The sequence below is a fragment of the Pseudomonas sp. G7(2022) genome, assembly GCF_052660475.1.
The window spans coordinates 1,587,616-1,613,346 of record NZ_CP109659.1 but is presented as its reverse complement, the minus strand read 5'-3'; the positions used below and the strand labels follow the sequence as shown (position 1 = coordinate 1,613,346).

Here is a 25,731-nt window from a genome sequence, read left to right as displayed (position 1 = left end):
TATCACCCTGACCGACCGGCGGTCTGTCGAATCTTGCTGGTGTCGAGCGACTAGTCTGAGACAGACGTTTTCAACCCCCGCAGGAGAAATCAGCATGAACGTTGAGAATCATCCGGTGGTGTCGCGCGAAGAGTGGCTCACCGCCCGCAAGCAGCATCTGGCCGATGAAAAGGCCTTCACCCGGGAGCGCGACCGCCTCAGCGCCAAACGCCGCGCTCTGCCGTGGGTGAAGGTAGACAAGGACTATCGTTTCATGGGGCCGGACGGCGAAATGAAACTGGCCGATCTGTTCGGCGACCACAGCCAGCTCATCGTTTACCACTTCATGTTCGCCAAAGGCTGGGAAGAAGGCTGCCAGGGCTGTTCCTTCCTCGCAGACCACTTCGACGGCGCCAATTTGCACCTCGCCCATCACGACATCGCGTTGGTGGCGGTATCCCACGCACCATTTGCCGAATTCCAGGCGTTCAAGCGGCGGATGGGCTGGAAGTTCGACTGGGTGTCGTCAGACGGTTCCGACTTTAACTACGACTTTGGTGTTTGCGCCCACGCAGAAGACGCCGAAGCCGCCGAAGCCGCAAAGGCTACCTACAACTATGAAAAGACTGACAGTGCCGAGGAAGAGATGCCGGGGCTGAGCGTGTTTTATCGCGCCAATAACGGCGAGATATTCCACACCTACTCAACGTACGCCCGGGGTCTGGACATGCTGGTCGGCGCCTACAACTTTCTCGACCTCACGCCCAAAGGCCGGAACGAGGACGAGATCATGGAGTGGGTGCGGCATCATGATCGTTATGACGCAGCGCAAAAATCCAGTTGCTGCCACGGCGACTGAGCCGGCAAAGACACTGAACTTTTCACTGGACACAGCCCTCAACCGACTAACCCGCCTTAACCGGATCCGAGGCCTGCCCCCATGAAAACCCTGCTCAAACTCACTCTTGCCACCACCCTCGCCTGCGCCCTGCCCGTCTGGGCCTGCACCCCGGAAGAAGCCACCGCCAAGCGCGAGCAACTGGCCCAGGAAGTGGCAAAACTCACCGAGCAAAACCCGACCAAGGCCAAGGAAATCAATGCCGAGCTGCAAAAAATGGATCTGGGCACCGCCTCTGCCGATCTGCCGGACAAATGCCAGCTGATCGATCAGCGCTTGAAGGAGCTGGATTCGGCCGAGCATAAAACCGAAGGGTAACGACGTGGGCAAAGGCCTCGCACTTCAACTTCCACCACAAAGGACATGCTGAAAGCAGTGTCTTTTCGCCCGTAAAATTGCATTTATGCATTTATTTATTTGCACAAATGCATATACAGACCTAGGGTTACCTCGAGCCTGTTCGGAACCCGCCGCAGAAGTGGCATCCCTTAACCGCCGACGGCTCGCAAATCTAGGCAGGACATTTGTTTTCATTCATGGAGGATTGAAAAATGTTAACCACTGAAACAACGCAGTTCACCGGCAACACCCTGCCCGGGTGCCTGACCGGCCATCTGCTCGACGCGCATCTGGTCGAGGTCGAAGCAGCTCCACAGGCCGAGGCTCTGGCGGCCCCAAGCCTCAACTTCACGATGCAGCAACAGACCCAGACCAACTGGTGCTGGGCCGCGGTTTCCGCTTCGATCGGCAACTATTACGGCACCGGGTCCTGGACCCAGTGCGGCGTTGCCAGCACCCAACTGAACCGCAACTGCTGCAGCCAGCCGGGGCCGTGTAACGTCTACGGCTATCTGGATTCGGCCCTGCAAACCACCCGCAGCTACAACGGGATGAATCAGGGGTCGTTGCAGATGTCGGCCATTCAGAACCAGATCAACATGGGCCGCCCCGTCGGCCTGCGCTGTGCCTGGTACGGCGGCGGTGCGCACTTCCTGACGATCTACGGCACCAACGGCAACTACGTGCTGGTCGCGGATTCGATCTACGGCTACTCGACCCGCGCACTGAATTCATTCCCCGGTTCCTACAACGGTGGCGGCAACTGGACTCACACTTACTTCACGGCGAGAAACCAGGGGGCGACATCATGCAACTGACTTATCCAAAGGCGCCTTCCAACGGAGTGCAGACCTTGCGTCCAGTATTGCAAACGGCGCTTCAGACTCAGGGATTTGGCATCAATCGCCAGTTCGCCAGTGCGGTGCCGGCGAAAATCAGCCTGAGCGAGGCCTATCGCGGTTATTCGTTGAGCCTGGAGGATCTGAGCCAAGGCAAAGGCCTGAAGGATGCCCGGCTCGGTGACTGGCATTACCTGGTGTTTGCCGACGGTGTGTCGATTGCCGATGCGCAATTGGCTGAGGTCCGCGGTCACGTCGAGTTCGCCTCGTTGAACCACGGCAACCTGGCGAGCGCCACGGTCGATGCGCTGAAGCTGGCGGAGCAATCGCCACAGCTGCAGGGCAAAACCGTTGAGCTGCGGGTGCTGTTCGTTTCGGCGCTGCAGGTCGTGGCGATCTGGCTGCATGCGGTCGGTGAAGATGTGCTGATCCCGATCGAGCCAACGCCCAAGGAGTTGGCGCTGCCCGGGCTGTACAGCGAGGCCGCCCTGCTCGCGCAGCTCAAACCGAAGGCGGATCAGACCAAGCAGCGCTTTGATGCCGACACCCGTGGACAGCTGGGCAGCTGACAAACGCCGGCAATAAAAAGCCCTGCAAGCGTAAACCTGCAGGGCTTCTCGGTCAGGCTGACCATCTCATTAAACCCGGACACTGTCCGGGTTTTTTTCGGCGTCTGGAACGGCTTATTCAGCCGCAGGCGCTGCCGGCTTGCGGCGCTTGAGCGGGGCCATGCCGTCGCTGCTCACCAGAGAATCCGGTTTCGGACGGTTGGCGCTCTTGCGCTTGGTCGGGGTCTTGGCGGCGGTTTTCTTCTTGTCGCCCTTGGCGTCGGTCTTTTTCTTCTTCACGCCGACAGCTTTACCCGAGGCCTTGACTTTTTTCGGTCCGCCGTAGGTGCCTTTGACTTCCTTGATGGTGCGGCGCTCGAAGCTCTGCTTCAGATAACGCTCGATGCTCGACATCAGGTTCCAGTCGCCGTGGCAGATCAGTGAGATCGCCAGACCGTCGTTGCCGGCACGGCCGGTACGACCGATGCGGTGTACGTATTCGTCGCCGCTGCGTGGCATGTCGAAGTTGATCACCAGATCCAGACCGTCGACGTCCAGACCACGGGCCGCCACGTCGGTGGCTACCAGGATCTTCACACCGCCCTGCTTCAGACGGTCGATCGCCAGTTTGCGATCTTTCTGGTCTTTCTCGCCGTGCAGCACGAAAGCCTTGTATTCCTGGGCGACGAGGCGACCGTAGATGCGGTCGGCCATGGCCCGGGTGTTGGTGAAGACGATGGCCTTCTGGTAGGTCTCGTTGGCCAGCAGCCAGTTGACGATCTGTTCTTTGTGCTGGTTGTGGTCGGCGGTGATGATCTGCTGACGGGTGGTGTCGTTCAGCTGACTGACCGCGTTGAGCTGCAAGTGCTCAGGATTGTTCAGCACCTTGGCGATCATCTCGCGCAGACCGGAACCGCCAGTGGTGGCCGAGAACAGCATGGTCTGCTGACGATTCGGGCATTCGTCGACCAGACGCTGCACGTCTTCGGCGAAACCCATGTCGAGCATGCGGTCGGCTTCGTCGAGCACCAGCACTTCGACCTCTTTCAGGTCGAGGTTGCCGGCGTTCAATTGCTCGATCATCCGGCCCGGAGTGCCGATCAGGATGTCCGGCACCTTGCGCAGCATGGCGGCCTGGACCTTGAAATCTTCACCACCGGTGATCAGGCCGGACTTGATGAACGTGAACTGCGAAAAGCGCTCGACTTCCTTCAGGGTCTGCTGGGCCAGCTCGCGGGTCGGCAGCAGGATCAGGGTCTTGATGCTGACGCGGATCTTGGCCGGGCCGATCAGGCGGTTGAGGATCGGCAGGACAAAAGCGGCGGTCTTGCCGCTACCGGTTTGCGCCGTCACCCGCAGGTCACGCCCCTGAAGCGCCAGCGGAATGGCCGCGGCTTGCACAGGCGTTGGCTCGACAAATTTCAGCTCGGCCACGGCTTTGAGCAGGCGTTCGTGCAGGGCGAATTGGGAAAACACGGGTGCTACCTCGAAGATATGCAAAAAATCAGCTGCATAGGTTACCGGTTTCGAGCGCTCAGGCCGAGTTTCTTTGTGAAATCCGCAGTAATCAGTGGCTTTTTTGTTGCTCGATTTGTATCCAACGGTAATACACAGCGTCTTAAATGCTCTAATCGCCCGTCGCGTCCAACAGAAGAATCGTCTCACTCATGGATTTCAAACAGCTCTGGCTCAACGCCCAAGACCTCTGGGGTGCCCTTGATCAGCACCCGCTCCTGCACGCCGGCCTGGCTCTGGTCCTGCTGCTGGTGATCGCGCTGGTCCTCGGACGAGTGGCACGCTACCTGATCCTGCATGCCAGCCGCATGCTCGGTCGCCAACCGGCGCTGCACTGGCTCAACGACTTTCGCCATAACAAGGTGTTTCAGCGTCTGGCGCAGATGACGCCGTCGCTGGTGATCCAGTTCGGCCTGCACCTGGTGCCGGAACTGAGCAAGACCGCCATGGTGTTCCTCGGCAATGTGGCGCTGGCGTTCACCATTCTGTTCCTGCTGTTGTCGGTCAGCGCCCTGCTCAATGCATTGCTGGACATCTACGCCCGCACCGAACACGCCCGCACCCGCTCGATCAAGGGCTATGTGCAACTGGCGAAAATGGTCCTGTACGTGTTCGGCGCGATCATCATCGTCGCCACCCTGATCGACCGTTCACCACTGTTGCTGCTGTCGGGTCTGGGTGCGATGTCGGCGGTGATCCTGTTGGTCTACAAGGACACCTTGCTGTCGTTCGTCGCCAGCGTGCAACTGACCAGCAACGACATGCTGCGGGTCGGCGACTGGATCGAAATGCCGCAGGTCGGCGCCGATGGCGACGTGGTCGACATCACCCTGCACACGGTCAAGGTGCAGAACTTCGACAAGACCATCGTCTCGATCCCGACCTGGCGCCTGATGTCCGAGTCGTTCCGAAACTGGCGCGGCATGCAGCAGTCCGGCGGGCGGCGGATCAAGCGCAGTCTGTTCATCGACGCCAGTGGTGTGCGGTTCATCCGCGACGATGAAGAAGAAAAACTCTCCCAGGTGCACCTGCTGACCGCGTACATGGCCCGCAAGAAAGCCGAGCTCAAGGCCTGGAACGAAGCGCAGGGCAACGTCGCGGCGATGTCGGCCAACCGTCGGCGCATGACCAACATCGGCACCTTCCGCGCTTATGCGCTGGCCTATCTGAAGAGTCACCCGGAGATCCAGCCGAACATGACCTGCATGGTCCGCCAGATGCAGACCACGGCCCAGGGCATTCCGCTGGAAATCTACTGCTTTACCACCACCACGGTGTGGGCCGATTACGAGCGGATCCAGGGAGATATTTTCGATTACCTGCTGGCGGTGTTGCCAGAGTTCGGGTTGAGCCTGTATCAGCAGCCGAGTGGCGGGGATTTGCGGTCGGGGTTGTTGCCGGCAGTGTTGGGTTCGGCGCATATACCTGAAGCTGAAAAACACCTCATGTAACACCGCCGATCAAATGTGGGAGCCAGCCTGCTGGCGATTGCGGAGTGTCATCAGACATTGATCGGTCTGATCCACTGCAATCGCCAGCAGGCTGGCTCCCACAGGTTTTGCATCGTTTCCCTAAATTACTTGGCCTGCCGTTGCGGCGCCTTGTGCACCATGGTGTAGGCGTAATCGACGCCCATGCCGTAAGCGCCGCTGTGTTCCAGCACCAGGTCCATCACCGCCTGATAAGTGTCTTTGTGCGCCCAGTCACGCTGGTACTCGAGCAGCACTTGCTGCCAGGTCACCGGTACTGCGCCGGCCTGAATCATCCGCTGTACCGACATGTCGTGAGCTTCCTTGGTGGTGCCGCCGGACGCGTCGGTGACGATGTACACCTCGTAGCCTTCGGCCAGGGCTTCCAGGGCCGGGAAGGTCAGGCAGACCTCGGTCCACAGTGCGGCGATGATCAGTTTCTTGCGACCGGTGGCCTTCACTGCGTCAACCAGCGCCTTGTCTTCCCAGGAGTTCATCGAGGTGCGCTCGATCGGTTTCTGCTCCGGGTGCACCGCCAGCAGTTCCGGCCAGATGTAGCCGCTGAAGCTTTCGGTTTCGACCGAAGTGTAGATGGTCGGCACGTTGAAGATCTTCGCTGCCTTGGCCAGGCCGACGGTGTTGTTCTTCAGGGTCTGACGGTCGATCGACTGTACGCCGAAAGCCATTTGTGGCTGGTGGTCGATCAGGATCAGGGCGGAGTTGGTTGGGTTCAGCAGTTCACGGATAGACATGGCGCGTTCCTTTTGATGTCGATTTAGAGTTTCGATCGGGTAATGGGTGAGTCGAGTGTCTGGCCGTCTTCGGCGTTGTTGTCTCGGCTTGGATGTCACTTTAGGGGCTAGCCGATAAAGGGACAATTCCCTAAAATCGAGAATCATTGATTCTAAAATAGGGACAATCATGGATCGCATCGAATGCATGCGCGCCTTCGTGGTGACGGTCGGCGAGAACGGCTTCGCGGCCGCCGCCCGGGCCATGGACGTGCCCCGCTCGAAAGTCAGCAAACAGATTCAGGCGCTGGAAGAAGCCATCGGCGTGCAGCTGCTGCAACGCACCACCCGCAGCCTGCACCTGACCGAGGCCGGTGCCGAATATTTCGAAGCGGCGCGGGAAGTGATTGCGGCACTGGACGAGGCCGAGCAGCGGGCGCGGGACGGGGTGGGTGAATTGCGCGGGGTGTTGCGGGTCAACGCGCCGATGTCGTTCGGCCTGCGGCGACTGGGCAAGCTGATTCCGCTGTTCCACGAGCAGCACCCGAACATCGAGCTGCAACTGGTGCTCAGCGACCAGCAGGTCGATCCGGTGCGCGGTGGGTTCGACGTGACCATCCGTATCGCCAGCCTGCCCGACTCGACCATGATCGCCCGGCAACTGGCGCCGGCGCCGCGGATCATGGTCGCCTCCCCCGCTTACCTCGAACGCGCAGGCGCGCCGCAGACCCCGCAGGATCTACGCTCGCATCAATGCTTGAACTACGGCTATCTGCAGAGCGGCGTCAGCCTGCAACTGTGCAACGGCAAGGAGACGCAGCGGGTCAACGTGACCGGGCCGCTGCACGCCAACAACGGCGACCTGCTGGCGCAAGCGGCCGAGGCCGGCATGGGCATTGCGCTGCTGCCGGACTTCATCGTCGAAGAAGCGCTGGCGGCCGGGCGGCTGGTGCCGGTGCTGTGCGAATGGCAGGCCCCGGCGATCACCATCAATGCCGTGTATTCCTCAGCGCGACGGGTGCCGCAGAAGACCCGGGCGTTTATCGAGTTTCTGGTGGAGCAACTGGCGCCTGGCGAATCCCCAACCGGCTGATCCACACCGCCGCCAGAATCACGCTGCCACCAAGGAACAACCGCCCCAGTTCTTCGTGCTGATTCCAGATCAGCAGGTTCAGCAGCAACCCCACCGGCACGTGCAGGTTGTTCATCACCGCCAGGGTGCCGCCGTTGACCAGGCAGGCGCCCTTGTTCCACCAGTACAAACCAAGCGCGGTCGAGACCAGACCGAGGAACACCAGCACGCCCCATTGCAGCGGCGCTTCCGGCAGGAAGTTGGATTTGCCGAACAGCAGGAACGCCGGCAACGCCACCGCCAGTGCGCCGAGGTAGAAGAAACCGAAGCGCCGGTAATGCGGCAGATCGCTCGGGTGTTTCGCCACCAGATGTTTGTACAGCACCTGCCCGGCGGCGTAGGTGAAGTTCGCCAGTTGCAGCAGCAAAAAGCCCATGAAGAAGTCCGGGTTGATCCGGTCGTAGCGAATCACCGCCGCCCCCGCCACCGCCACCAGCGCGGCGATCAGCGCCCACGGGTTGAAGCGTCGGTTGAGCGCGTCTTCGATCAGCGTCACGTGCAGTGGCGTAAGGATCGTGAACAGCAACACTTCCGGCACCGTCAGTACCCGGAAGCTCAAGTACAGGCAAACGTAGGTCACGCCGAACTGCAACGCGCCAATCAGCAGCATGCCGCGCATGAACGCCGGCTCCACCGAGCGCCAGCGGGTGAGCGGAATGAACACCAGCCCGGCCAGCACCACACGCACCAGCACCGCGAAGTAGCTGTCGACATGACCGGCCAGGTATTCGCCGATCAGACTGAAGGAAAACGCCTGGATCAGCGTGACAAAAAGTAGATAGCCCATGCTCGCCTCGATTTCGAATGGCGGCGACGATAGCGTTTTTTGCCGGCCATCGCTAAATCCCGGGCAAAAAAAAGCCCGATCTCGCTAAAGCGTTCAATCGGGCTGCAGCACTCAGGAGCAACAAGTGCAAAGGGAGGTTCGATGCGCGTAGAGCCTTGAAGGGGTTGCGCCAGGTCACTAGAACAATCGGCGATTATCTGGCGATTAACATATCAAGCGACCTGGGACAGTTTGGCGTTGGCCTGGTTGAGGCCTTTCTCCTGGAAGTCGCCGCCCAGGTTCATGCCTTCGGCGTGGATGAAGGTCACGTCGTGGATGCCGATGAACCCCATCACCTGACGCAGGTACGGTTCCTGATGATCCGCCGGGCCACCGGCGTAGATGCCGCCGCGGGCGGTCAGCACGTAGGCACGCTTGCCGCTGAGCAGGCCTTGCGGGCCGGTTTCGGTGTACTTGAAGGTCACACCGGCACGCAGTACGTGGTCGAGCCAGGCTTTCAGGGTGCTCGGGATGGCGAAGTTGTACATCGGCGCGGCCATCACCAGCACGTCGGCGGCGAGCAATTCATCGGTCAATTCGTTGGAACGGTCCAGCGAGGACTGCTCGCTGTCGTTGCGCTGCTCGGCGGATTTCATCCAGCCGCCCAGCAGGTTGATGTCCAGGTGTGGCACCGGGTTCACGGCGAGGTCACGAACGGTGATCTGATCGTCCGGATGCGCCGCTTTCCACTGACTGATGAAGGTCTGGGTCAGTTGACGGGAAACCGAGTCTTGCTGGCGGGCGCTGCTTTCGATGATCAGAACGCGGGACATGTTGTGTAGCCTCCATCCGAGAATGTTGTAAGTCGATGGAGTGAAGGTTAAACAGAGTCATATCGATCAAAAAGCGCAAATAATTGCTGCAAACCATCGAAATATTCGTTTATATGCAACCTGTGCCCTGTGGGAGCGAGCCTGCTCCCACAGGATTGGGGCCGGTTATTTCGGTTTGCAGCTCAGTTCGACGCGCAGCTTGATGATCTCGCGGGAGAACTTGGCGGTGGCATTGGTGTGTTTGCCGGCCGGCACTTCAATATTGCGGGTTCGCGGCGCTTCCGGGCCATTGCTGAACACGACTTTGCAGACCGCGTCGACCTCGCCGTAGTTGGCGACCCGGATGGAGCCGATGTCTTTATCGGTGTCATAAGACTCGTAGTCGATCTTCAGGCCATTGAGATTCTTCTGCACATCGATCGGATACGCAAACGCGGTCAGCGGCAGCAGCGCCAGCACCACACAACAGAATTTTTTCATTCGGCAGTCTCCATGAGGGACAGCCAGCTTAGGACAAGAGGAGCTATCGATGAAAGCGCCCCGCGTGACCCTTGATCAATGGCGAACGTTGCAGGCGGTGGTCGACCATGGCGGATTCGCCCAGGCCGCCGAAGCGTTGCACCGTTCGCAATCGTCGGTGAGCTACACCGTCGCCCGCATGCAGGATCAGCTCGGTGTGCCGTTGCTGCGCATCGACGGCCGCAAGGCGGTGCTGACCGAGGCCGGAGGCGTGTTGCTGCGACGCTCTCGGCAACTGGTGAAACAGGCCAGCCAACTGGAAGACCTCGCCCATCATATGGAGCAAGGCTGGGAGGCCGAGGTGCGGCTGGTGGTCGATGCCGCCTACCCGACTGCCCGCCTCGTTCGCGCGCTGACCGCGTTCATGCCCCAAAGCCGCGGCTGCCGCGTGCGTCTGCGTGAGGAAGTGCTGTCAGGCGTCGAAGAAGTGTTGCTCGAAGGTGTGGCCGATCTGGCCATCACCGGACTGAGCATTCCCGGTTACCTCGGCGCGGAATTGAGCGACGTGGAGTTCGTCGCCGTTGCCCACCCCGAACACGCCCTGCACCGGCTGAACCGCGAGCTGAATTTCCAGGACCTGGAAACCCAGATGCAAGTGGTAATCCGCGACTCCGGCCGCCAGCAACCCCGGGACGTTGGCTGGCTCGGCGCCGAACAGCGCTGGACCGTCGGCAGTCTCGCCACGGCGGCGACGTTTGTCAGCAGTGGCCTGGGATTCGCCTGGCTGCCCCGACACATGATCGAGCGGGAACTGAAAGACGGCTCACTCAAGCTGCTACCGTTGGACAGGGGCGGCAATCGCAACTCCAGTTTCTATCTGTATTCGAACAAGGACAAACCCTTGGGTCCAGCCACGCAAATCCTTATCGAACTGCTGCGCACTTTCGACACCCTGCCGCTGGACGCACCGTTCGCCGCCCCTGAACAAGCCTGACACGGAGTTCACCCATGGCGTATTTCGAGCATGAAGGTTGCAACCTGCACTACGAGGAATATGGCCACGGCGATCCGTTGCTGCTGGTTCACGGGCTCGGTTCCAGCACCCTGGACTGGGAAATGCAGATTCCGGCACTCGCCGCGCATTACCGGGTGATCGTCCCGGATGTGCGCGGTCACGGCCGCTCCGACAAGCCCCGCGAACGCTACAGCATCGCCGGGTTCAGCGCTGACATGCTCGCCCTGATCGAGCACCTGAAGCTCGGCCCGGTGCATTACGTCGGGCTGTCCATGGGCGGCATGATCGGCTTCCAGTTCGCCGTCGATCAGCCACAGATGCTCAAGAGCCTGACCATCGTCAACAGCGCGCCCGAGGTCAAGGTGCGCAGCCGCGACGATTACTGGCAGTGGTTCAAGCGCTGGAGCCTGATGCGCCTGCTCAGCCTGGCGACCATTGGCAAGGCGTTGGGTGCCAAGCTGTTCCCCAAACCGGAACAGGCGGATTTGCGACAGAAGATGGCCGAACGCTGGGCAAAAAACGACAAACGTGCTTATCTCGCCAGCTTCGATGCGATTGTTGGCTGGGGGGTTCAGGAACGCCTTTGCCGGGTCACCTGTCCAACCCTCGTCGTCAGCGCCGACCGGGACTACACCCCCGTTTCGCTGAAAGAAACCTATGTCAGACTGCTGCCCGATGCGCGGCTGGTGGTGATCGCCGATTCTCGCCATGCCACCCCGCTCGATCAGCCCGAACGCTTCAATCAAACGCTGCTGGAGTTCCTCGCCACAGCCGATAATCACCCTCAGGATCACTGACCCATGCTGAAAAAACTCGCCCTCGCCGCCGGCACCGTGCTGTTCGCCGCCAACCTGATGGCTGCCACGCCGGCAAAAGCGCCGCACGTGCTGCTGGACACCACCAACGGCCAGATCGAAATCGAACTGGACCCGGTCAAGGCGCCGATCAGTACCAAGAACTTCCTTGAGTACGTCGACAGCGGTTTCTACACCAACACCATTTTCCACCGCGTGATCCCGGGCTTCATGGCTCAGGGCGGCGGCTTCACCCAGCAGATGCAACAGAAAGAAACCAAGGCACCGATCAAGAACGAAGCCAGCAACGGTCTGCACAACGTTCGTGGCACCCTGTCGATGGCCCGTACTTCCAACCCGGATTCGGCCACCAGCCAGTTCTTCATCAACGTGGCCGACAACGCCTTCCTCGATCCGGGCCGCGACGCCGGTTACGCGGTGTTCGCCAAAGTGGTCAAGGGCATGGACGTGGTCGACATCATCGTCAACTCCCAGACCACCACCAAACAGGGCATGCAAAACGTGCCTGTCGACCCTGTGATCATCAAGTCGGCCAAGCGCATCGACTAAGCTTTACAGGGCATATCGAGCGGCGCCGATCACCCATCGCGCCGCTCACACTGATAAAAGGAGAGCCCGTGCTCCGGGCGGTTATCTGATGCTCTATCGCCGTTTCGAACAACTGATCGACATATTCCGTGACGCTCCTACGGCGGCTCCGCCGAACCGTGTTCTGCCCTTCTATACCTATTACCTGAAGCAGGTCTGGCCGAGTTTCGCCGCCCTGCTGGTGGTCGGCCTGTTCGCCGCCCTGATCGAAGTGGCGCTGTTCAGTTACCTGAGCCGCATCATCGACCTGGCCCAAGGCACCCCCAACCCGAACTTCTTCAGCGACCACGCCCTGGAACTGACCTGGATGGTAGTGGTTGCGCTGGTGCTGCGTCCGATCTTCTTCGGCCTGCACGACCTGCTGGTGCACCAGACGCTGAGCCCGGGCATGACCAGCATGATTCGCTGGCAGAACCACAGCTACGTGCTCAAGCAGAGCCTGAACTTCTTCCAGAACGATTTCGCCGGGCGCATCGCCCAGCGCATCATGCAGACCGGCAACTCGCTGCGCGACTCCGCCGTGCAGGCAGTGGATGCGTTGTGGCACGTGCTGATCTACGCGGTCAGTTCGCTGGTGCTGTTCGCCGAAGCCGACTGGCGCCTGATGGTCCCCCTGCTGACCTGGATCGCCGCCTACATCGGCGCGCTCTACTACTTCGTGCCACGGGTCAAGGACCGCTCCGTCGCAGCGTCTGACGCGCGTTCGAAACTGATGGGCAGGATCGTCGATGGCTACACCAACATCGCCACCCTGAAGCTGTTCGCCCACACCAATTTCGAACAGCATTACGCCCGCGAAGCGATGCAGGAGCAGACCGAAAAGGCCCAGATGGCCGGCCGTGTGGTCACCAGCATGGACGTGGCGATCACCACCATGAACGGTCTGCTGATCGTCGGCACCACCGCGCTGGCGCTGTGGCTGTGGTCGCAGTCGCTGATCACCGTCGGCGCCATCGCCCTGGCCACCGGCCTGGTGATCCGCATCGTCAACATGTCCGGCTGGATCATGTGGGTGGTCACCGGGATCTTCGAAAACATCGGCATGGTCCAGGACGGTCTGCAGACCATCTCGCAACCGGTCAGCGTCACCGATCACGAACAGGCCAAACCGCTGGCCGTGGCCCGTGGCGAAGTGCGTTTCGAGCACGTGGATTTTCACTACGGCAAGAAGAAAGGCATCATCGGCGACCTCAACCTGACCATCAAACCCGGCGAGAAAATCGGTCTGATCGGCCCGTCCGGCGCCGGCAAGTCGACCCTGGTCAACCTGCTGTTGCGTCTGTACGACGTCGAGGGCGGGCGGATCCTGATCGATGGCCAGAATATCGCTGAAGTCGGCCAGGAGAGCCTGCGTGCGCGGATCGGCATGATCACTCAGGACACGTCGTTGCTGCACCGTTCGATCCGCGACAACTTGCTGTACGGCAAGCCTGACGCCACCGACGCCGAACTCTGGGAAGCGGTGCACAAGGCCCGCGCCGACGAGTTCATTCCCCTGCTGTCGGATGCCGAAGGACGCACCGGATTCGATGCCCATGTCGGTGAGCGCGGCGTCAAGCTATCCGGCGGCCAGCGCCAGCGGATCGCGATTGCCCGGGTGCTGCTCAAGGACGCGCCGATCCTGATCATGGACGAAGCGACCTCGGCACTGGACTCGGAAGTCGAAGCGGCGATCCAGGAAAGCCTGGAAACCCTGATGCAGGGCAAGACCGTAATTGCCATCGCCCACCGCCTCTCGACCATTGCCCGCATGGATCGGCTGGTGGTGCTGGAGAACGGCAGGATCGCCGAAACCGGCAACCATGCCGAACTGCTGGCCCACGGTGGATTGTACGCACGGCTATGGGCGCACCAGACCGGAGGGTTTGTCGGCATCGATTGATCCTGCGACCAACAAAAAACCGCCACAGCCCTTCCACCACGGGCTCTGGCGGTTTTTTCATGCCTGCTGGAAATCCCCGCATTCCCTGCTGTACTCAGCGAAGGTTCTGGAGATGAACCTGTCGTAATTGCAAGGAAGCACAATTCGATACAGTCTCGATAGCGCGTCTATCAAGGACACTCTCATGTCTCTGTTAAAACGTTCGGCCACGGAGTTGTTGGGTACGTTCTGGTTAGTGTTAGGCGGGTGTGGCAGCGCGGTGATCGCTGCGTCCTCACCCTTGGGTATCGGCGTGCTGGGGGTCGCCCTGGCATTTGGTCTGACGGTGCTGACCATGGCGTTTGCCATCGGCCATATCAGCGGCTGTCACCTCAACCCGGCCGTGTCGGTTGGTCTGGTCGTCGGCGGCCGGTTCCCGGCCAAAGAACTGCCCGCCTACATCATCGCCCAGGTGATCGGCGGGATTCTGGCAGCGGCGCTGCTGTATCACATTGCCAGCGGCAAGGAGGGTTTTGACATCGCCGCAGGCCTGGCCTCCAACGGTTATGGCGAACACTCGCCGGGCAAATACTCCATGGCATCGGGGTTCGTCACCGAACTGGTCATGACCGCCATGTTCGTGGTCATCATCCTCGGCGCCACTGACAAACGCGCCCCTGCGGGACTGGCACCGATCGCCATCGGTCTGGCCCTGACATTGATCCACCTGATCTCGATTCCCGTGACCAACACCTCGGTCAACCCGGCCCGCAGCACGGGCCCGGCGCTGATGGTCGGCGGCTGGGCGATCGCGCAACTGTGGATGTTCTGGGTCGCGCCGCTGCTGGGCGCGGTGGTGGGCGGTGTGGTCTATCGCTGGCTGGGCAAGGACGACAGTTGAGGGCAGTGGCGAGGATCAGGCTTGCCGATACGGCAAGGCGCTCCTCGCCTCTTCGGCATAGGCCAGTACACCGGCGCGCTCCTGGTGCAGAAAGTCTTTGACCGCGGCTTTCAAACCGGGATGGCGAAGGTAATGCCAGGAGTGAGTGATCACCGGTTCAAACCCGCGAATCAGTTTGTGTTCGCCCTGGGCGCCGGCGTCGAAACGCTGAAAACCCTGGGCAATCGCGTAGTCCATGCCCTGGTAGAAACAGGTTTCGAAATGCAGCCGGTCGTACTCGGCCAGGCATCCCCAGTAGCGCCCGTAAAAACTGTCGCCGCCCACCAGGCTGAATGCCATCGCCACAGGCCTTGAACCCTGCCGGGCCAGCACGACGCGGATCGATTCCGGCATGCGCTCTGCCAGCAGGCTGAAGAACTCCCGGGTCAGGTACGGCGCCTGCCGGCGTACCGCGTAGGTGTTGGCGTAACAGGCGTAGACAAAATCCCACTGTGCTTCGTCCAGCTCTCTGCCCTCAAGCCATTCGAATTCGAACCCCTGCCCCGCCACTTGCTCGCGCTCTTTGCGCATCTGTTTGCGCTTGCGCGAACTGAGCACGTCGAGAAAGTCCTGAAAGTCGCGATAGCCGCGATTCTGCCAGTGGTACTGACAGCCGATGCGTTGCAGCCAGCCCGGCTGCTCGGCCATGGCGGCATCGGTAAAGGCATCGGTGAAGTTGATGTGGGCGCCGGAGAGTTCTTCGATTTCCAGATAACCCGGCAGGCTCTTGAGCAGTTCAAACCCATCCTCGACGTTCGCCGCCAACAGGCGTGGCCCGGTGACCGGGCTGAACGGCACCGCACTCAAAAACTTGGGGTAGTAATCGATGCCAGCGCGAGCGCAGGCGTCGGCCCAACCGTGATCGAAGACGTATTCGCCGTAGGAATGCCACTTTCGATACGCGGGCAGCGCCGCGATCAGACGACCATTTTCCACATGCAGCAAATGTTCCGGCTGCCAGCCGGTGTGCGGGCCGACGCTGCCGCTGTCCTCCAGTGCACCGAGGAAGGCGTGGCGCAGAAACGGTTGGTTTTCCGGCACCAGTGCATCCCAGAACGCCGGTTCGATTTCCGACAGTTTTTGCAGGCGCTGCAACGGCATTTTCCTCTCCACTTTTGACCCTGAAAGCCTCGCGAGTATCGCTGATCGCCCCCGTCTTGCCCACGTCCGATTGCGCGACAGCGCTCTGGATCAATAGTTCACGGAGGGTTTGTATCGTCATCAACCTGCCATCACCGTGCCACTGCTCTGTCATAAACCATCGCGATACTGGCGCCTGTTTTTAGAGCGCCGGGTTCTACCCGGACACAGTTTTCCGACCTTCAAATTGTCGGTTGTGCCCAGGATGGTTCAGCCATCCCTCTCATCTTCGGAGAATGCTATGCGTCTTGCTTCCACGAAAACTGCGGCGGCCCTGTGCGGTGGCCTGTTGCTGGCCATGAGTGTTCCGGCCAGTGCCGCAGTCGACGCCAAACTGCTCGACATGCTCAAGGCTAACGGTTCCATCACCCAGGCGCAGTACGTAGAGCTGCAAACCGAACTGGCCCAGGATCAGAAGGCCCAGCAAATCGCGCAGCAGGCGCAGCAAGAGACCAACGAGCAAATCGCGGCAACCGCGAAGAAAACCAACGAGCTGAGCAGCTTCGACCAGAAACTCGCCTGGGCTGCCAAGACCCAGTTCAAGGGCGACGTACGTTTCCGCCAGGAAACCGTGAAGAACGACGGCGTACCGAACGCCAAGGACCAGGACCGTCAGCGCATTCGTGCCCGTCTGGGTGCCTACACCGAAATCAACCCGCAGGTTGATACCGGTATCCGTATCGCCACCGGCAGCAGCGACGACGCCCGCTCCACCAACCAGGACCTGAACAACTACTTCGACAAGAAGCAGATCTGGCTCGACCTGGGCTACGTCGACTACCACCCTGACGCGGTCAAGAACCTGCACCTGATCGCCGGTAAAATGAACCAGCCATGGGTGAGCATGGGCGACATCATCTGGGACAGCGACATCAACCCGGAAGGCCTGGCCGTTACCTACAAGTACCCACTGAGCGGTAGCACCGAGCTGTTCGGTAGCGCCGGTCACTACACCCTCAAGGACAACGTCGACGGCGAAGGCGTGCAGTTCAAGCACGACCTGCGTCTGTACGCTGGCCAGTTGGGCGGTCGTTTCGCACTGACCGACAGCCTGAAACTGACCCTGGGCGGCAGCATCTATTCCTACGACAACGACAAGAACAGCGCCTGCCCTACCAGCGGCACCGTGACCGCGCCATGCGCCCTGGCCGTCAACGGCAACAGCCCGAACGAAACCTTCAAACTGTATGAAGGCTTCGGTCAACTGGACATCGCCAACCTGCCGGTTCCGTTGTCGATCTACGGTCAGTACGTGAACAACAAAGACGCCAGCAACGACCAGGACACTGGCTGGCTGGCCGGCGTGAAGACCAAGGTTTACGGCTTCGGCGTCGACTACAACTATCGCGACGTACAGCGTAACGCGGTGGTGGGTGCCTTCACCGACTCCGACTTCGCCAACGGCTACACCGGTTCGCGCGGCAGCAAGCTGAAAGTGAGCTACGAGCTGGACAAGAACTTCACCCTGGGCGCCACGTATTTCATGGCTAACTCGGACTACACCAACGCCAGCCTCAAGAAGACCGACTCCGACATCAACACGCTGCAACTGGATGCCGAAGCCAAGTTCTAAAACAGCAATGCCAGGTTTCAAGCCGCGAGTGAATGCCTCACTTGTCGCTTGAAGCTGCTTTTCTCCTACAGCCCGGTGCAGCAGCGACCCCCATCATCCGTTCGCCGCTGTTACGCCGGGCTGTTTTTTGCCTCAGGGACTGTCTTTTCGCCGCTGTGCCGCCAAACGCTCGGCCAACGCATCCACACCCTCATCCGGTTTCTCCGGCATCACCCGCAATGTCGCCTGCATCAGACGCATCTGACGAATGAAACGCCGGCAATTGGGGCAGAACATCAGGTGATGACGCACCAACAACTTCTCGCGAAAGCTCAACTGGCCATCGAGATAATCGCTGGAACGTGCCACTTGCTCCTTGCAGGTCAACATTCGCCTGTCTCCTCAAAATGTTCCACGGTCGCGAAGACCTTCAAACGTGCCCGATGCAGCAGCACACGGACATTGGAGAGCGAGATTTCCAGAAGATTACAGATGTCTTCCAGTTCAAGGCCCTGGCGCTCGCGCAACACCAGCACACTGCTTTGCAGTTCCGACAGGCTCAGCAGCGTGTGCTCCAGACATTCGCGCAACTCACCCTCGGTGAGCAGCGCTTCGGGGGTGTCCTGATGCCAGGCGAACGGGGCGATCAGCCAATGGCCGTCGCCGGTGGAAAAACGGTCGTCGTCGATGGTGCCGTGGGGCGACGGCAGATCATCCATCAGCACTTCGCGGCGGTTCTGCTTGTAACGACCCTTGGCCGAGTTGGCGGTGATGGTCAGCAGCCAGGTCTTGAGACTGGAGCGCCCCTCGAAGCTGCCGATATGGCGCACCACCGACAGCCAGGCGTCCTGCACCACTTCCTCGACGTGGCGCTGGCCGACAATCGCATAGGCTACCGCGCGCATGGCGCTTTGATAGGTCGTGACCAGTTCCTTGAAAGCCTTCTGCTCACCAGCCAGCAAACGTGCCAGCAGTTGGGTGTCGTCAGCCGCCATCCCTCAATCCCCTTGTCCTGACTTCGAAAATGATAACGGCAGGATGGCGCTCAACGCACCACCCTGCCGTCACCCTCGAAAATTACAGCGTTGCAGTTGATCCGGCTGTAGGAAAGATCAACGCGATTAAGAGGAAATTAACCTTAATTTCAACGCTTGCGCAGAATCACACTACCAATCGAGTAGCCGGCGCCGAACGAACTCAGCACCGCCAGCGAACCAGCCGCCAGATCGTCCTGATACTTGTGAAATGCGATCACGGAACCGGCGGAGCTGGTATTGGCGTAGGTGTCGAGAATCACCGGGGCTTCTTCTTCAGTCGCTTCGCGGCCCAGCAACTTGCGCACGATCAGGTGGTTCATGCTCAGGTTGGCCTGGTGCAGCCAGAAGCGCTTCACGTCACCGACGTTGAGCTTGTTCTCTTGCAGATGCTCGCCGATCAGTTCGGCCACCATCGGGCAGACATCCTTGAATACCTTGCGGCCTTCCTGCACGAACAGCTTGTCGCGGGCACCGATGCCCTCTTCCGCTGCACGGTTGAGGAAGCCGAAGTTGTTGCGGATGTTGTTGGAGAATTTGGTCAGCAGTTTGGTGCTGACCACGTCGAACTGGTGTTTCGACGTCGCCGTATCGGCACGCTCGATGACGACGGCGGTTGCGGCGTCTCCGAAGATGAAGTGGCTGTCGCGGTCACGGAAATTCAGGTGACCGGTGCAGACTTCCGGGTTGACCATCAGGATCGCCCGGGCCTGGCCCAGTTGCACGGTGTTGGCCGCCTGCTGGATGCCGAAGGTCGCCGACGAGCAGGCAACGTTCATGTCGAAACCGAAACCCTGGATGCCCAGTGCTTCCTGGACTTCGATGGCGATGGCCGGATAGGCGCGCTGCAGGTTGGAGCAGGCGACGATCACACCGTCGATGTCGGCGGCGGTCTTGCCGGCGCGCTGCAAGGCTTGCTCGGCAGCACCGATGGCCATCTGGCAGAGCACCGACCATTCGTCGTTGGAACGTTCCGGCAAGCGTGGCGCCATGCGCTGCGGATCAAGGATGCCGTCCTTGTCCATGACAAAGCGGCTCTTGATGCCCGAGGCTTTTTCGATGAACGCGGCGCTGGATTCGGTCAGAGCCTGAATCTCGCCGCTGGCGATGGCGTCAGCATTGTCCGCGTTGAACCGGGCGACGTAGGTATTGAAAGACTGCACCAGCTCTTCGTTGGAAATGCTGTTGGCCGGGGTGTACAGGCCGGTGCCGCTGATGACGACGTTATGCATGGTCGTTTCTCTAATCTGTTCAGGCAGAAAGTGCTGGCACCGACGTGCCAACACGCAAAGGGTCCATTCCCGTATCAAGGGACGCAAAAACCTGGCATCGCTTTATTCCGACCTCGCCCGCAGTAGAGAAGGCTCAAAACCGCGGGGCCGGCGTTTATAGGCGCGAAGTTTGCCATAAACCTTGGCTTTTGGCGCCTTTTGCAGGATCGGAGGTCAGGCCTCGACCTGCGTCCACTGTTTGTTCAGACGCTTGTCGGAGATCGGCACTTTCGTCCCCAACTGCTGAGCGAACAGCGAAACCCGGTACTCCTCCAGCCACCAGCGATACAGCTCAAGCTGCGGATCGCGTTTACCTTCCTGGGCATGCTTGGCGGCGCGGGTCTGGTATTGCGTCCAGAGGCCGGCGAGTTCGCCGCTCCAGACCCGATCCTTCTGAACCTGCGCGCCCAGCTTCTCGAAACGCTGTTCGACCGCTTTCAGGTAACGCGGCAACTCCTTGAGCCACACCATCGGCGTTTCCCGGACGAAGCCCGGATACACCAGATGACCGAGCTGCTGCTTGATGTCGTTCAACGCCACCGCCTGAGCCAGATCGATCTTGCCCTTGAAGCGCTTTTGCAGACCGTGCCAGAGCTTGAGAATTTCCAGGGTCAAACGTGCCACCCGCTCGGCGTGCTCGGTCCAGCTGCCACGCTTGCGCTCGGCCAGTGCCGCCAGGCCTGCGCCGTCGCGAGGTAACGGGTCTTCGCCGTCGAGAATGCAGCTGTCGAGGCTGGCCAGCAGAATGTCTTCCACCAGCGCATCGACCCGACCCAGCTCGCGGTACAGCAAACCCAGTTCGGTCAGGCCCGGCAACTTGCCGCGCAGGAACTTGGCCGGTTCGGCCAGTTGCTGCATCAACAGGCGCTGCAAGGCGCGGCGATGCTGGAACTCGGCCTCGGCCGGCGTCGAGAAGCGACCTTCCTTGACGGTGCCGCCCTCTTCCACCAGCGCCGGATAGACCGTCATCGACAGTCCGGCGATCTTCTGCTGAGTCTTTTGCGCCACCGGCGCGAAGACCTTGGCCTCCACCGGTTGCTGACTTTTCGCACTCTGCGGCACGGCCAATGCGGCCTGGCTGGCTTCGGCGAAACGTGCGGTCAGCTCCGCCAGATCCCGTCCTTCGCCAAGGAACTTGCCCTGGCCGTCGACGATTTCCAGGTTCATCCGCAGATGGCTTTCGACCTGTTGCGCCGCTTCGGCCCAGGCTTCGTCGCTGACCCGCGCACCGGTCATGCGCAGCAGCTCACGACCCAACGCTTGCGGCAACGAACCTTCGGCAAAGGTCATGCGTTGCAGCGCGGCCTTGATGAAGTCCGGCACCGGCACGAAGTTCTTGCGCAAGGCTTTTGGCAGGTTGCGCACCAGCGCAATGCACTTGGCCTCGATCAGCCCCGGCACCAGCCACTCCAGACGCTCCGGTGGCAGCATCGGCAACAGCGGCGCCGGCACACGCAAGGTCACGCCGTCGCGCGGGTGATTCGGTTCGAAGTGGTAACTCAGGGCCAGCTCCAGATCGCCGATGTGCAGCGTGTCCGGGTAATGCTGAGCGGTGACTTCGCTGGCTTCGCGGGCCAGCACGTCTTCCTCGCGCATGATCAGCAGTTGCGGATCTTTCTGGCTGTTGACCCGATACCAGCTATCGAACGTCGCGGTCTGGTGAATCTCCGCCGGCAGTCGCGCGTCGTAGAACCCGAAGAGGGTTTCCTCGTCGGCCAGAATGTCCCGGCGGCGAGCCTTGGCTTCCAGTTCGTCGAGTTGTTCCAGCAATTGCTTGTTGGCGGTCAGGCACTTGGCCCGGGACTGGATCTCGCCCCGCACCAGGCCTTCGCGGATGAACAGCTCCCGCGAGACCACCGGATCCACCGGGCCGTAATGCACCGGTCGACGGCCAACCACGATCAGGCCGAACAGGGTGATCTGTTCGAACGCAACGACCTGGCCGCGCTTCTTCTCCCAGTGCGGTTCGAAGTGGTTCTTCTTGATCAGATGCCCGGCCAGCGGTTCGATCCAGTCGGCGTCGATCTTCGCCACCATCCGTGCGTAGAGCTTGGTGGTTTCCACCAGTTCGGCGGTCATCACCCATTGCGGACGCTTCTTGCCAATGCCCGACGAGGGGTGAATCCAGAACCGCCGCTGACGGGCGCCAAGATAGTCGCCGTCCTCGGTTTTCTGCCCGATCTGGCTGAGCAGGCCGACCAATACCGCTTTGTGCAGTTTCGGGTAATCCGCCGGCTCTTTATTGACGCTCAACTGTAAATCGCGGCAGATCAGGCTCAACTGGCGATGGGAATCACGCCACTCGCGCAGGCGCAGGTAGTTGAGGAAATTCTTGCGGCACCAGTTGCGCAGCGGGCTGGCGGTCAGTGCCTGGCGCTGCTCCTCAAAACCGCGCCACAGATTGACCAGCCCGGCGAAGTCCGAATCGACGTCTTTCCACTGAGCGTGGGCCTGATCGGCGGCTTGCTGGCGTTCCGGCGGACGCTCGCGAGGGTCCTGAATCGACATGGCGCTGGCCACGATCAGCACTTCCTGCAAGCTGCCGAGCTTTGCCGCTTCAAGCAACATGCGGCCCATACGCGGGTCCACCGGCAGGCGCGCCAGCTGGCGGCCGAGCGGGGTCAGCTGACTGTTGCGATCCACCGCCGAGAGTTCTTGCAGCAGGTTGAAACCGTCGCTGATCGCCTTGCCGTCCGGCGGCTCGATGAACGGAAAATCCGTGATCTCGCCGAGGCGCAGATGGAGCATCTGCAAAATAACCGCCGCAAGGTTGGTACGCAGAATTTCCGGGTCGGTAAATTCCGGGCGACCAAGGAAATCCTCTTCGCTGTACAAGCGCACGCAGATACCCGGCTCGACCCGGCCGCAACGACCTTTACGCTGGTTGGCGCTGGCCTGGGAAATCGCTTCGATCGGCAGCCGCTGGACCTTGGCGCGGTAGCTGTAGCGGCTGATGCGCGCGGTGCCGCTGTCGATCACGTAACGGATGCCCGGCACGGTCAGCGAGGTTTCGGCGACGTTGGTCGCCAGCACCACACGACGCCCCGGATGCGACTGGAAAATCCGCTGCTGCTCGGCCGGCGACAGACGCGCGTACAACGGCAGGATTTCGGTGTGTTTGAGCTGGGCCTTGCGCAGCATGTCGGCGGCGTCGCGAATCTCACGCTCGCCGGGCAGGAACACCAGCACATCGCCAGGGCTGCGGCGCTCGCTGCGCTCGTATGCGGCGATTTCGTCGAGGGTGGCGAGGATCGCCTGATCCACGGTCAGGTCGTCTTCGACGCGGTTGCCCTCTTCGTCCTGCTCAAGCGTCAGCGGGCGATACCAGGTTTCAACCGGGAAAGTGCGGCCGGAAACCTCGACAATCGGCGCATCATCGAAATGCTTGGAGAAGCGCTCCAGATCGATGGTCGCCGAAGTGATGATGACCTTCAGGTCCGGACGACGCGGCAGCAGGGTTTTCAGGTAACCGAGCAGGAAGTCGATGTTGAGGCTGCGTTCGTGGGCTTCGTCGACGATGATCGTGTCGTAGCGTTCGAGATAACGGTCGTTCTGGGTTTCCGCCAGCAGGATGCCGTCGGTCATCAGTTTGATCAGCGTATTGGAATCGCTCTGATCCTCGAATCGCACCTGATAGCCGACCAGTGCGCCGAGCGGCGTGCCGAGTTCTTCAGCGACCCGACTGGCCACACTGCGTGCTGCGATTCGACGGGGCTGGGTATGGCCTATCAGACCATGCTGGCCGCGACCGATCTCCAGACAGATTTTCGGCAACTGGGTGGTTTTGCCCGAGCCGGTTTCGCCGGCGATGATCAACACCTGATGCTTTTCCAGGGCCTTCTTGATTTCGTCGCGCTTGGCCGCAATCGGCAGGCTGTCGTCGTAACGGATCACCGGCAGGCTGGCCTTGCGCGCCAGCACCTGATCGCAGGACGCCTGCATGCGCGCCACCCACTGGGCCAGCTTGGCCTCGTCGGGTTTCTTGCGCAGCTCAAGCAACTGCCGCCGCAGCCGGTGGCGGTCGGCGAGCATGGCGTGATCGAGGTTTTTCAGCAGTTTGTCGATGGAGGGCGATTCGTCGGTCATCGGGTACGCAATTCGGTCGTCTAGTGGCGCAAGGACGCGATTGTCGCAGATTTTACGACCGCTGCGCGGCCGATCGCGAGCAGGCTCGCTCCCACCCTGAATCTCCAGCGACCATAAAACCGGTGCACAGCGCGATCAAATGTGGGAGCGAGCCTGCTCGCGATGAATTGCGAAGCAATTCCAGAAAGTCACTCGTTATCCAGGCCCTTGCGCCGATACGGGAAGACGTCGATGACTTTCCCCGCCCGGATCGCCTCCTGCAGGCCCTTCCAGTAATCGGCGTTGTACAGCTCACCATGCAACTGATCGAACAACTTGCGCTGCTTGGCATCGGCAAACAGAAACGGCGGAAACTCCTCGGGGAACACGTCCAGCGGTCCAATCGAATACCACGGCTCGGAAGCCATTTCGTCCTCCGGCGTGCGCGGTGGCGGGATGTGGCGGAAGTTGGCTTCGGTGAGGAAGCAGATCTCGTCGTAGTCGTAGAACACCACCCGGCCATGACGGGTGACGCCAAAGTTCTTCAGCAGCATGTCGCCGGGGAAGATGTTGGCCGCCGCCAGTTGCTTGATCGCCAGCCCGTAATCCTCCAGCGCCTCGCGCACCTGGGCTTCGTTGGCGTTTTCCAGATAGAGGTTGAGCGGGGTCATCCGGCGTTCGGTCCAACAGTGGCGGATCAGCACGGTTTCGCCTTCCAGCGACACCGTGGACGGCGCGACTTCCAGCAACTCGGCCAGGCACGCCGGATCGAACTTGCTCAACGGAAAGCGGAAATCAGCGAACTCCTGGGTATCGGCCATGCGCCCGACACGGTCGACGCTTTTCACCAGTCGGTACTTCTCGATCACCGTGGCGCGATCGACGTTTTTCGATGGCGAGAAGCGGTCCTTGATGATCTTGAACACCGTGTTGAAACCCGGCAGCGTGAACACGCTCATGACCATGCCGCGCACGCCCGGGGCCATGATGAACTGATCGTCGGTGTTGGCCAGGTGATTGATCAGGGCGCGGTAAAACTCGGATTTACCGTGCTTGTAGAAGCCGATCGAGGTGTACAGCTCGGCGATGTGCTTGCCCGGCAGGATGCGCTTGAGAAAGCCGATGAACTCCGCCGGCACCGGCACATCCACCATGAAATACGAACGGGTGAACGAGAAGATGATCGACACATCGGCTTCGTCAGTGATCAGCGCGTCGATCTGAATCCCCCGCCCCTCGCGGTGCAGCAGCGGAATCACCAGCGGCCACTGATCGTCGTTGGTGTAGATGCGTCCGACCAGATAGGCGCCCTTGTTGCGGTACAGCACCGAGGAAAACAGTTCGACGCTCAGCTCCGGATCCTTGCACACCCAGTCCGGCAGGTTCTCGCGCAGTTGCGCTTCCAGACGCTGCAGATCCCGGGGCAGATCGGCGTAATCTTCGCTGAAACGGTAATCGGCAAAGATGCTCGCGAGCATGCCCGACAACTGCCCATGGGGTTTGTAGGTGCGGGTCTGTGCGGCCCGGGCACGGCGCAGGCTCGGCCGGGTGGTATGGATGAACATGCAGCCATCGCTGATCAGGTCGTGGCTGAACAGTCCGCAGAAGATCGAGTTGTACCAGGTCTCGGAGAGCTCATCGTCGAAGCGCAGGTCGATGATGCTGATGTAGGCGCTTTTCACCAGCGGCCAGCAGCTGACATCCATCAGCGTGTCCGCCTCGAAATACTCGCGCAGGCGCGCGACGGTTTCGCCGACCTTGTCTTCGTAGAGGTTGATCCGCGCCGCCGACGCGGTTTGCGTCTCCTGCCAGCGCGCCTGCTCGAAGCGCTCACGGGCGCCATCGGTGATCCGCCGAAAATGCTCGCGGTAATCGTCAAAGCCATCGAGGATCATGCGGGCGATGTCGGTGGCTGGCCATTGCTGCGGCATAGATGAGACCT

23 protein-coding genes are annotated in these 25,731 nt (G+C 60.8%); 12 read left to right on the top strand and 11 right to left on the bottom strand.

Annotated features, from left to right (window positions below; all coding sequences use genetic code 11):
- Positions 1–94 precede the first annotated feature (94 nt).
- The 4 genes from NE357_RS07335 (at position 95) to NE357_RS07320 (ending at position 2,624) form a co-directional block, all read left to right on the top strand.
- Complete coding sequence (locus tag NE357_RS07335; RefSeq protein WP_169429317.1) at positions 95–838, top strand: DUF899 domain-containing protein; 744 nt, start codon at positions 95–97, stop codon at positions 836–838.
- Between the two features lie 81 nt (positions 839–919).
- Positions 920–1,195, top strand: a complete 276-nt coding sequence (locus tag NE357_RS07330; protein WP_169429316.1) for a hypothetical protein — start codon at positions 920–922, stop codon at positions 1,193–1,195.
- A gap of 233 nt (positions 1,196–1,428) precedes the next feature.
- Positions 1,429–2,034 (top strand): papain-like cysteine protease family protein, encoded by a 606-nt coding sequence (locus NE357_RS07325; protein WP_169429315.1) that lies wholly within the window; start codon positions 1,429–1,431, stop codon positions 2,032–2,034.
- On the top strand, positions 2,025–2,624 hold the full coding sequence (locus tag NE357_RS07320; RefSeq protein ID WP_169429314.1) for a hypothetical protein: 600 nt from the start codon (positions 2,025–2,027) through the stop codon (positions 2,622–2,624). The genes NE357_RS07325 and NE357_RS07320 overlap by 10 nt, the downstream gene beginning before the upstream one ends.
- Before the next feature lie 114 nt (positions 2,625–2,738).
- Here the strand turns inward: NE357_RS07320 and NE357_RS07315 are convergent, their stop codons facing one another.
- Positions 2,739–4,079, bottom strand: coding sequence for a DEAD/DEAH box helicase (locus NE357_RS07315; RefSeq protein WP_115076934.1), 1,341 nt, complete (start codon positions 4,077–4,079; stop codon positions 2,739–2,741).
- A gap of 191 nt (positions 4,080–4,270) precedes the next feature.
- Between NE357_RS07315 and NE357_RS07310 the strand changes: the two genes are divergently transcribed.
- Positions 4,271–5,569, top strand: coding sequence for a mechanosensitive ion channel family protein (locus tag NE357_RS07310; RefSeq protein WP_169429313.1), 1,299 nt, complete (start codon positions 4,271–4,273; stop codon positions 5,567–5,569).
- 125 nt (positions 5,570–5,694) lie between these two features.
- Here the strand turns inward: NE357_RS07310 and NE357_RS07305 are convergent, their stop codons facing one another.
- Entirely contained in the window at positions 5,695–6,339 is a 645-nt protein-coding gene (locus NE357_RS07305; protein ID WP_085648570.1) for a hydrolase, read from the bottom strand.
- 169 nt (positions 6,340–6,508) lie between these two features.
- On the opposite strand from NE357_RS07305, the gene NE357_RS07300 reads away from it, so the two are divergent.
- Positions 6,509–7,411: a LysR family transcriptional regulator gene (locus tag NE357_RS07300; RefSeq protein ID WP_169429312.1), complete on the top strand. Its 903-nt coding sequence runs from the start codon at positions 6,509–6,511 to the stop codon at positions 7,409–7,411.
- On the opposite strand, the gene NE357_RS07295 is transcribed toward NE357_RS07300, so the two are convergent.
- The 3 genes from NE357_RS07295 to NE357_RS07285 all read right to left on the bottom strand — a co-directional run bounded on the left by NE357_RS07295 (position 7,359) and on the right by NE357_RS07285 (position 9,529).
- On the bottom strand, positions 7,359–8,237 hold the full coding sequence (locus tag NE357_RS07295; protein WP_169429311.1) for a carboxylate/amino acid/amine transporter: 879 nt from the start codon (positions 8,235–8,237) through the stop codon (positions 7,359–7,361). The two genes, NE357_RS07300 and NE357_RS07295, sit on opposite strands and share 53 nt — an antisense overlap.
- A gap of 212 nt (positions 8,238–8,449) precedes the next feature.
- Positions 8,450–9,049: an FMN-dependent NADH-azoreductase gene (locus NE357_RS07290; protein WP_169429310.1), complete on the bottom strand. Its 600-nt coding sequence runs from the start codon at positions 9,047–9,049 to the stop codon at positions 8,450–8,452.
- Positions 9,050–9,214: 165 nt separating this feature from the next.
- Positions 9,215–9,529 carry a 3-phosphoglycerate kinase gene (locus NE357_RS07285; protein ID WP_169429309.1) on the bottom strand — a complete coding sequence of 105 codons (315 nt, stop codon included), beginning with the start codon at positions 9,527–9,529 and terminating at the stop codon, positions 9,215–9,217.
- Positions 9,530–9,578: 49 nt separating this feature from the next.
- Between NE357_RS07285 and NE357_RS07280 the strand changes: the two genes are divergently transcribed.
- From NE357_RS07280 to aqpZ, 5 genes are all read left to right on the top strand, one after another.
- The gene (locus tag NE357_RS07280; protein WP_169429308.1) at positions 9,579–10,502 is read left to right on the top strand and encodes a LysR family transcriptional regulator; all 924 of its coding nucleotides are present in this window, start codon (positions 9,579–9,581) and stop codon (positions 10,500–10,502) included.
- A gap of 14 nt (positions 10,503–10,516) precedes the next feature.
- A complete protein-coding gene (locus tag NE357_RS07275) occupies positions 10,517–11,320 on the top strand; it encodes an alpha/beta fold hydrolase (RefSeq protein WP_169429307.1) in 804 nt (267 codons plus the stop codon).
- A 3-nt stretch (positions 11,321–11,323) separates the two neighbouring features.
- Positions 11,324–11,887: a peptidylprolyl isomerase A gene (locus NE357_RS07270; RefSeq protein WP_007956541.1), complete on the top strand. Its 564-nt coding sequence runs from the start codon at positions 11,324–11,326 to the stop codon at positions 11,885–11,887.
- Between the two features lie 88 nt (positions 11,888–11,975).
- The gene (locus tag NE357_RS07265; RefSeq protein WP_169429306.1) at positions 11,976–13,808 is read left to right on the top strand and encodes an ABC transporter ATP-binding protein; all 1,833 of its coding nucleotides are present in this window, start codon (positions 11,976–11,978) and stop codon (positions 13,806–13,808) included.
- Between the two features lie 184 nt (positions 13,809–13,992).
- Entirely contained in the window at positions 13,993–14,688 is a 696-nt protein-coding gene (gene aqpZ, locus NE357_RS07260; RefSeq protein ID WP_169429305.1) for an aquaporin Z, read from the top strand.
- A gap of 15 nt (positions 14,689–14,703) precedes the next feature.
- Here the strand turns inward: aqpZ and NE357_RS07255 are convergent, their stop codons facing one another.
- Entirely contained in the window at positions 14,704–15,828 is a 1,125-nt protein-coding gene (locus NE357_RS07255; protein ID WP_169429304.1) for a GNAT family N-acetyltransferase, read from the bottom strand.
- A 280-nt stretch (positions 15,829–16,108) separates the two neighbouring features.
- On the opposite strand from NE357_RS07255, the gene NE357_RS07250 reads away from it, so the two are divergent.
- Complete coding sequence (locus NE357_RS07250) at positions 16,109–17,440, top strand: putative porin (RefSeq protein ID WP_169429303.1); 1,332 nt, start codon at positions 16,109–16,111, stop codon at positions 17,438–17,440.
- A 132-nt stretch (positions 17,441–17,572) separates the two neighbouring features.
- Here NE357_RS07250 and NE357_RS07245 read toward each other — a convergent pair whose 3' ends face one another.
- The 5 genes from NE357_RS07245 to aceK all read right to left on the bottom strand — a co-directional run bounded on the left by NE357_RS07245 (position 17,573) and on the right by aceK (position 25,720).
- Positions 17,573–17,809 carry an anti-sigma factor family protein gene (locus tag NE357_RS07245; protein ID WP_169429302.1) on the bottom strand — a complete coding sequence of 79 codons (237 nt, stop codon included), beginning with the start codon at positions 17,807–17,809 and terminating at the stop codon, positions 17,573–17,575.
- Entirely contained in the window at positions 17,803–18,414 is a 612-nt protein-coding gene (locus NE357_RS07240) for an RNA polymerase sigma factor (RefSeq protein WP_169429301.1), read from the bottom strand. The genes NE357_RS07245 and NE357_RS07240 overlap by 7 nt, the downstream gene beginning before the upstream one ends.
- Positions 18,415–18,563: 149 nt before the next feature.
- Complete coding sequence (locus tag NE357_RS07235; protein WP_169429300.1) at positions 18,564–19,685, bottom strand: beta-ketoacyl-ACP synthase III; 1,122 nt, start codon at positions 19,683–19,685, stop codon at positions 18,564–18,566.
- A gap of 213 nt (positions 19,686–19,898) precedes the next feature.
- Positions 19,899–23,810 carry an ATP-dependent RNA helicase HrpA gene (gene hrpA / locus NE357_RS07230; RefSeq protein ID WP_169429299.1) on the bottom strand — a complete coding sequence of 1,304 codons (3,912 nt, stop codon included), beginning with the start codon at positions 23,808–23,810 and terminating at the stop codon, positions 19,899–19,901.
- A 188-nt stretch (positions 23,811–23,998) separates the two neighbouring features.
- Positions 23,999–25,720, bottom strand: a complete 1,722-nt coding sequence (gene aceK, locus NE357_RS07225; protein ID WP_169429298.1) for a bifunctional isocitrate dehydrogenase kinase/phosphatase — start codon at positions 25,718–25,720, stop codon at positions 23,999–24,001.
- Positions 25,721–25,731 lie beyond the last annotated feature (11 nt).

Bases quoted from the DNA above. Each gene is read 5' to 3' on its own strand.
- NE357_RS07255 (WP_169429304.1), bottom strand. From the start codon at position 15,828: ATGCCGTTGCAGCGCCTGCAAAAACTGTCGGAAATCGAACCGGCGTTC.
- NE357_RS07310 (WP_169429313.1), top strand. From the start codon at position 4,271: ATGGATTTCAAACAGCTCTGGCTCAACGCCCAAGACCTCTGGGGTGCC.
- NE357_RS07280 (WP_169429308.1), top strand. From the start codon at position 9,579: ATGAAAGCGCCCCGCGTGACCCTTGATCAATGGCGAACGTTGCAGGCG.
- NE357_RS07300 (WP_169429312.1), top strand. From the start codon at position 6,509: ATGGATCGCATCGAATGCATGCGCGCCTTCGTGGTGACGGTCGGCGAG.
- NE357_RS07240 (WP_169429301.1), bottom strand. From the start codon at position 18,414: ATGGCGGCTGACGACACCCAACTGCTGGCACGTTTGCTGGCTGGTGAG.
- NE357_RS07295 (WP_169429311.1), bottom strand. From the start codon at position 8,237: ATGGGCTATCTACTTTTTGTCACGCTGATCCAGGCGTTTTCCTTCAGT.
- NE357_RS07275 (WP_169429307.1), top strand. From the start codon at position 10,517: ATGGCGTATTTCGAGCATGAAGGTTGCAACCTGCACTACGAGGAATAT.
- aqpZ (WP_169429305.1), top strand. From the start codon at position 13,993: ATGTCTCTGTTAAAACGTTCGGCCACGGAGTTGTTGGGTACGTTCTGG.
- NE357_RS07320 (WP_169429314.1), top strand. From the start codon at position 2,025: ATGCAACTGACTTATCCAAAGGCGCCTTCCAACGGAGTGCAGACCTTG.
- NE357_RS07270 (WP_007956541.1), top strand. From the start codon at position 11,324: ATGCTGAAAAAACTCGCCCTCGCCGCCGGCACCGTGCTGTTCGCCGCC.
- NE357_RS07265 (WP_169429306.1), top strand. From the start codon at position 11,976: ATGCTCTATCGCCGTTTCGAACAACTGATCGACATATTCCGTGACGCT.
- NE357_RS07245 (WP_169429302.1), bottom strand. From the start codon at position 17,809: ATGTTGACCTGCAAGGAGCAAGTGGCACGTTCCAGCGATTATCTCGAT.
- NE357_RS07305 (WP_085648570.1), bottom strand. From the start codon at position 6,339: ATGTCTATCCGTGAACTGCTGAACCCAACCAACTCCGCCCTGATCCTG.
- NE357_RS07325 (WP_169429315.1), top strand. From the start codon at position 1,429: ATGTTAACCACTGAAACAACGCAGTTCACCGGCAACACCCTGCCCGGG.
- aceK (WP_169429298.1), bottom strand. From the start codon at position 25,720: ATGCCGCAGCAATGGCCAGCCACCGACATCGCCCGCATGATCCTCGAT.
- NE357_RS07330 (WP_169429316.1), top strand. From the start codon at position 920: ATGAAAACCCTGCTCAAACTCACTCTTGCCACCACCCTCGCCTGCGCC.
- NE357_RS07335 (WP_169429317.1), top strand. From the start codon at position 95: ATGAACGTTGAGAATCATCCGGTGGTGTCGCGCGAAGAGTGGCTCACC.
- NE357_RS07250 (WP_169429303.1), top strand. From the start codon at position 16,109: ATGCGTCTTGCTTCCACGAAAACTGCGGCGGCCCTGTGCGGTGGCCTG.
- NE357_RS07290 (WP_169429310.1), bottom strand. From the start codon at position 9,049: ATGTCCCGCGTTCTGATCATCGAAAGCAGCGCCCGCCAGCAAGACTCG.
- NE357_RS07285 (WP_169429309.1), bottom strand. From the start codon at position 9,529: ATGAAAAAATTCTGTTGTGTGGTGCTGGCGCTGCTGCCGCTGACCGCG.
- NE357_RS07235 (WP_169429300.1), bottom strand. From the start codon at position 19,685: ATGCATAACGTCGTCATCAGCGGCACCGGCCTGTACACCCCGGCCAAC.
- hrpA (WP_169429299.1), bottom strand. From the start codon at position 23,810: ATGACCGACGAATCGCCCTCCATCGACAAACTGCTGAAAAACCTCGAT.